This is a genomic window from Micromonospora sp. AMSO12t, from assembly GCF_008806585.1.
Taxonomy (GTDB): domain Bacteria; phylum Actinomycetota; class Actinomycetes; order Mycobacteriales; family Micromonosporaceae; genus Micromonospora; species Micromonospora reichwaldensis.
In genome coordinates this window covers 1-5775 of record NZ_WAAS01000349.1, presented here as the reverse complement: position 1 = coordinate 5775, position 5775 = coordinate 1, and the positions used below count along the sequence as shown (strand labels likewise).

Sequence of the window (5775 nt, the reverse complement as noted above, 5' to 3'; positions counted from 1 at the left end):
GTTCCCGCCCTCGCCCGGGGCGTCGCCGGCCGCCGGCCCACCGGCCGCCCGGGCCCCCGCGACCGGGACGTCGCCAGCCCCGCCGGCCGCCGGGGCGGCGCCGTGCCCGCCGTGCCCGGCCGCCGCGCCGGGGGCCGCCGGCAGCAGGGTGAGCGCCGGCGCCCGGCGAGCCCCGGTCGGCCCGGCCCAGCGCACCACCGTGCCGTCGGCGTACGTGCGCAGCACCTCGAAGGTGAGCCGGTCGGTCTGCGGCAACGGCCCCATGGACAGGGTGAGCCGGGCCGGGCCGGGAGCCGTGCCGGGCATCCGGACCCAGGTCACCGCGCTGGTCACCTCGTCGACCCGGGACGAGTGGATGCCGGCGACCGGCTGGTCGAGCCTGCGGGAGGTGATCCGGGGCGCCCAGCCGGGCACCGACATCGGATAGACCTCGGCGATCGGGGCGTCGGCCGGCAGCCGGATCTCGATCCGCTCGGCGCGGGCGCCCGGCAGTTCGTCGGGCACCACGAACTCCAGCTTCACCGAACCGCCCTGTTGCGCCTGCGTCGGGCTGGTCGTCACGTCGGCCGCGTACGCCGGGGCGGGCCAGGTCAGCACCCCGGCCGCCGCCAGGACGGCCACCGTCGCGGCCCGGCGCCGGGGCCGGGACTCGGGCCGCACACCGTGCATCGTCGCCATCGTCGGTCCCATCCGTCTCCACGGGCCGGCACGGGTTCCGGCCACATCCGGTAGTTCGGATGCGGGGACGCAAAGGTTCAACGCAGGACCCAGGACGCCGGCCGGACCCGGCGCGCCCGGCCCGTCCCGGGGTACCGGCGGGGCGGCGCCCGTCCCACGGACCCCGGGGGCGGTGGCGTCGGCGACCGTGCCGGCGGGGGCGACCGATAGCATCGCAGGAGCCGAACGTTCGGCGTCATCCGTGCCGTCTGCTGGAGGAGTCACCGTGTCCGCACCCCGTACCCCCGCCGTGGCCGACCCCGTCGTCGTCGCCGCCGGGACCACGGCGGCCGACGCGGTGGCCGCGGCCGGTCTGCCCGCGTCCGGCCCGAAGGCGATCGTGGTGGTCCGCGACCCGCAGGGCCAGCTGCGCGACCTGGACTGGGCCCCGCAGGCCGACACCGAGGTCGAGCCGGTCAGCCTCGACTCGCCCGACGGGCTCGACGTGCTGCGGCACTCCTGCGCGCACGTGCTCGCCCAGGCCGTGCAGGACGTCTTCCCGGAGGCCAAGCTCGGCATCGGCCCGCCCATCGAGAACGGCTTCTACTACGACTTCGCCGTCGACAAGCCGTTCCAGCCGGACGACCTCGGCAAGCTCGAGAAGCGGATGCAGGAGATCGTCAAGTCCGGCCAGCGGTTCCGCCGCCGGCGCTTCGGCAGCCTCGACGAGGCGAAGGCCGAGCTGGCCGCCGAGCCGTTCAAGCTGGAGCTCATCGACGTCAAGGGCGAAGGGCTGGACACCTCCGAGGTGATGGAGGTGGGCGGCGGCGAGCTGACCATCTACGACAACCTCGCCGCCAAGGAGGACAAGGTCTGCTGGTCGGACCTGTGCCGGGGCCCGCACCTGCCGAACACCCGGCTGATCGGCGCGTTCAAGCTGATGCGCTCGGCCGCCGCGTACTGGCGCGGGTCGGAGAAGAACCCGCAGCTCCAGCGGGTCTACGGCACCGCCTGGCCGACCCGGGACGAGCTGAAGGCGTACCTGAAGCTGCTGGAGGAGGCCGCGCGGCGCGACCACCGCAAGCTGGGCGTGGACCTGGACCTGTTCAGCTTCCCCGACGAGCTGGGTTCGGGCCTGGCGGTCTTCCACCCGAAGGGCGGCATTATCCGCCGGGAGATGGAGAACTACTCGCGCATCAAGCACGAGCAGGCCGGCTACGCCTTCGTCAACACCCCGCACATCACCAAGGGCCACCTGTACGAGGTCTCCGGGCACCTGGACTGGTATGCCGACGGCATGTTCCCGCCCATGGAGGTCGAGGGCGCGAGCTACTACCTCAAGCCGATGAACTGCCCGATGCACGACCTGATCTTCCGGTCCCGGGGGCGGTCCTACCGCGAGCTGCCGCTGCGGATGTTCGAGTTCGGCACGGTCTACCGCTACGAGAAGTCCGGCGTGGTGCACGGCCTGACCCGGGTGCGCGGCATGACCCAGGACGACGCGCACATCTTCTGCACCGAGGAGCAGATGGCGGGCGAGCTGAAGTCGCTGCTCGTCTTCGTGCTCGAACTGCTGCGTGACTACGGCCTGGACGACTTCTACCTGGAGCTGTCCACCCGCAACCCGGAGAAGTCGGTCGGCACCGACGAGAACTGGGAGCGGGCCACCGAGGCCCTGCGCTCCGCCGCCGAGGAGTCCGGGCTGGACCTGGTGCCCGACCCGGGTGGCGCGGCCTTCTACGGCCCGAAGATCTCGGTGCAGGCCAAGGACGCCATCGGCCGGACCTGGCAGATGTCCACCATCCAGGTCGACTTCAACCTGCCGGAGCGCTTCGGCCTGGAGTACCAGGCCGCCGACGGCACCCGGCAGCGGCCGGTGATGATCCACCGGGCGCTCTTCGGCTCGATCGAGCGCTTCTTCGGGGTGCTCACCGAGCACTACGCGGGCGCGTTCCCGGCATGGCTGGCCCCGGTGCAGGTGGTCGGCATCCCGATCCGCGAGGACCACACCGACTACCTGCACGGCTTCGTCGCCGCGCTGCGCGCCGAGGGCGTCCGCGCCCAGGTCGACGCGGGCGACGACCGGATGCAGAAGAAGATCCGCACCGCCCAGCAGCAGAAGGTCCCGTTCATGGTGATCGCCGGCGACGACGACGTGGCCGCCGGCACCGTCTCGTTCCGCTACCGGGACGGCTCGCAGCGCAACGGGGTGCCGGTCGCCGACGCCGTGGCCCACGTGCTCGACGTGGTCGGCTCCCGGACCAACGTCGGCCCGTCCGCCGCCTGACCCGCGACGCACCGAAGGCCCCCCGCGCTGCGGGGGGCCTTCGTCACGGGGTCGTCAGGTGTCAGATCCCGCAGCTCGGCGCGGACCAGCCGCCGACCGCCCCGACGTGGGTGTGGTCGTTGTGACCCGGGTAGCCGGGGCCGAGGATGTTGCCGAAGCCGTGGTAGCGGGCCTGCTGGGCGAGCCGGCAGAACGAGGGCGACCCGACCAGGTCGACGCCGTCGCCGTAGAGGTGCCGGCTGTTGGAGGCGCCGCCGACCGCGCTGTTGCACGAGTAGCTGCGGAAGCCGCTGCTGATGTTGATCGACACGCTGCCGAGGGCCTTCCGCATGGCCTGGAGCTTCCACATCGACACCAGCGCGTTGAACCGGGCGGTGCTCGCGGCGACCGCGCCACCGGACCAGGTGCTGTTGCACCGGTTCAGCTCCGCGTAGGTGAAGTTGACCGGGGTGCAGTCGTCGTCCTGCAACGCGTAGAGCGTGTTGAAGGTCTGCGGGCCGGCGACGCCGTCGGCGCTCAGGCCGTACGCCTGCTGGAAGCGGATCACGGCGGACCGGGTGGCCGGGCCGAACGCCCCGTCGAGGCCGAGCACCGCGTTGTAGCCGGGGTAGCCGGAGAGCCGGATCTGCAGCTGCCGGACGTCCTCGCCGGACGCCCCCTGCGCCAGGGTGCGTCCCCAGGTGTAGCAGCCGTCCGCCTGCGCGGGGCTGCTGGTCGCCACCACGCCCACGAGGGCGGTGGAGGCGGCGAGCGCGCAGGCGGCGAGCGCCCGGCCAAAGCGGCGGAATGCGGTTCTCACGATGGGCTCCCATCGACAAGGGATGATGTGTGTGGATGGATTCTTCATTCATGTTCATCAGTTCGTCAAGAACCTTCACCCCCTATCCGTCCCCCTGAACGCGATCCGGGCCCCAGGGGGGCGTCGGGGTCGGGCGCGGGCCGGCGTACGGCGTCCGGAGCGACCGTCGCCGGGAACGTAGGATCGGTGGCGTGACTGGGGTGGAACGGCACATGGACAGCGGCATGGCCGACGGCCTGGAGCGGCTCTGGACTCCGCACCGGATGACCTACATCTCCGGGGAGGACCGGCCCGAGGGCGGCTACGAGCGGCCCGCCGGCTGCCCGTTCTGCCGGGCCCCGGGGCTGGCGCCCCAGGAGAGCCTGGTGGTGGCCCGGGGCGAGCACGTGTTCGCGGTGCTCAACCTCTATCCCTACAACCCCGGGCACCTGCTGGTCTGCCCCTACCGGCACGTGGCCGACTACACCGAGCTGGACCTGGCAGAGACCACCGAACTGGCGGCGTTCACCCAGACCGCCATGCGGGTGGTGCGCAAGGTGAGCAACGCGCACGGGTTCAACCTGGGCATGAACCAGGGCGGCGTGGCCGGCGCCGGCATCGCCGCGCACCTGCACCAGCACGTGGTGCCCCGCTGGGGCGGCGACGCCAACTTCATGCCCGTGATCGGACAGACGAAGGTCCTGCCGCAACTGCTCACCGACACCCGCGACCTGTTCACCCGGGCCTGGCCGACCTAGACCGACCCTCGCTCTTCCCGGCGGTCCGTGACGGTGCGCGGCTCCGCCTGCGGGCCCCTCCCCGCCCGCCAGCCTCGCTGCCGCACCGATCGACACCCCCCGAGAAGAGTCCGGGCCGGTCGGCAGCTGCGGGCGGTCGTGTCGTCGGCAAACTTCCCGCCCCCGGCCGGGCGCGAGGTGGCACGATCTGGCGATGGCAGTGACGACGCGGACGTTGGGCCGCAGCGGCATCGAGGTCAGCGCCCTCGGCATGGGGTGCTGGGCGATCGGCGGCCCCTGGGCCGAGGGCAGCCAGCCGCTGGGCTGGGGCGCCGTCGACGACGACGAGTCGGTCCGCGCGATCCGGCACGCGCTCGACCTCGGCGTGACGCTCTTCGACACCGCCGACACCTACGGGGCCGGGCACGGCGAGCGGGTGCTCGGCCGGGCCCTCGCCGGCCGGCGCGACGAGGCCGTGATCGCCACCAAGTGGGGCTGGACCTTCGACGAGGCCACCCGCCAGGCCACCGGCGATGACCCCTCCCCGGCGTACCTGCGGCGGGCCGTCGCACACTCGCTGCGCCGGTTGGGCACCGACCGGATCGACCTCTACCAGCTGCACCTGGCGGACCTGCCGGTGCCGCGGGCCGAGGCGCTCGTCGGCACCCTGGAGGACCTGGTCGCCGAAGGGCTGATCCGGGCGTACGGCTGGAGCACCGACCGCCCCGACCGGGCCGCGGCGTTCGGGCGCGACGCCCGGCACGCCACCGCCGTGCAGCACACGCTGTCGGTGCTCCGGGACGCCCCCGAACTGCTCGCCGTCTGCGACAAGTACGACCTCGCCAGCGTCAACCGGGGACCGCTGGGCATGGGCCTGCTCTCCGGCAAGTACACGGCCGGCTCCACGCTGCCCCGCGACGACGTACGCGGGGTCGCCCCCGGTTGGCTGGAGTGGTTCCGGGGCGGCCGGCCGGCGCCGGAGTGGCTGCGCCGCGTCACCGCCGTGCGGGCGGCGTTGACCGCTGACGGGCGTACCCTCGCCCAGGGCGCGCTCGGGTGGCTCTGGGCGCGCAGCGACCGCACCGTCCCGATCCCCGGCTGCCGCACGGTGGGCCAGGTGGAGGAGAACGCCGGAGCCCTGCGCCGGGGTCCGCTGCCGGCCGACCAGTTCGCCGAGGTGGAGCGCCAACTGGCCGCGCTGCGCTCGGCCGCCTTGCGCGACGCGGACCGTCCCCACCGGCCGACCCCGGGTCTCCCCACCGCCCGCCCCTGACCCGGTCCGGCCCGGGGCCGGTGCTCAGGGGTGGGTGGGGTGT

The 5775-nt window shown here is 73.5% G+C and carries 5 protein-coding genes; 3 read left to right on the top strand and 2 right to left on the bottom strand.

Features of this window, described 5'->3' with window-relative positions; genetic code table 11:
* Positions 1-690 (bottom strand): DUF1775 domain-containing protein (locus tag F6X68_RS30020; RefSeq protein ID WP_225852514.1); only part of this gene is annotated, 690 nt, incomplete at its 3' end.
* Between the two features lie 253 nt (positions 691-943).
* Between F6X68_RS30020 and thrS the strand changes: the two genes are divergently transcribed.
* Entirely contained in the window at positions 944-2944 is a 2001-nt protein-coding gene (gene thrS, locus F6X68_RS30015) for a threonine--tRNA ligase (RefSeq protein ID WP_151457403.1), read from the top strand.
* A gap of 61 nt (positions 2945-3005) precedes the next feature.
* Here thrS and F6X68_RS30010 read toward each other — a convergent pair whose 3' ends face one another.
* A complete protein-coding gene (locus F6X68_RS30010; protein ID WP_225852513.1) occupies positions 3006-3743 on the bottom strand; it encodes a D-Ala-D-Ala carboxypeptidase family metallohydrolase in 738 nt (245 codons plus the stop codon).
* Positions 3744-3967: 224 nt separating this feature from the next.
* On the opposite strand from F6X68_RS30010, the gene F6X68_RS30005 reads away from it, so the two are divergent.
* Positions 3968-4480, top strand: coding sequence for an HIT domain-containing protein (locus tag F6X68_RS30005; protein ID WP_192581600.1), 513 nt, complete (start codon positions 3968-3970; stop codon positions 4478-4480).
* 193 nt (positions 4481-4673) lie between these two features.
* Entirely contained in the window at positions 4674-5732 is a 1059-nt protein-coding gene (locus F6X68_RS30000; RefSeq protein ID WP_151457400.1) for an aldo/keto reductase, read from the top strand.
* Positions 5733-5775 lie beyond the last annotated feature (43 nt).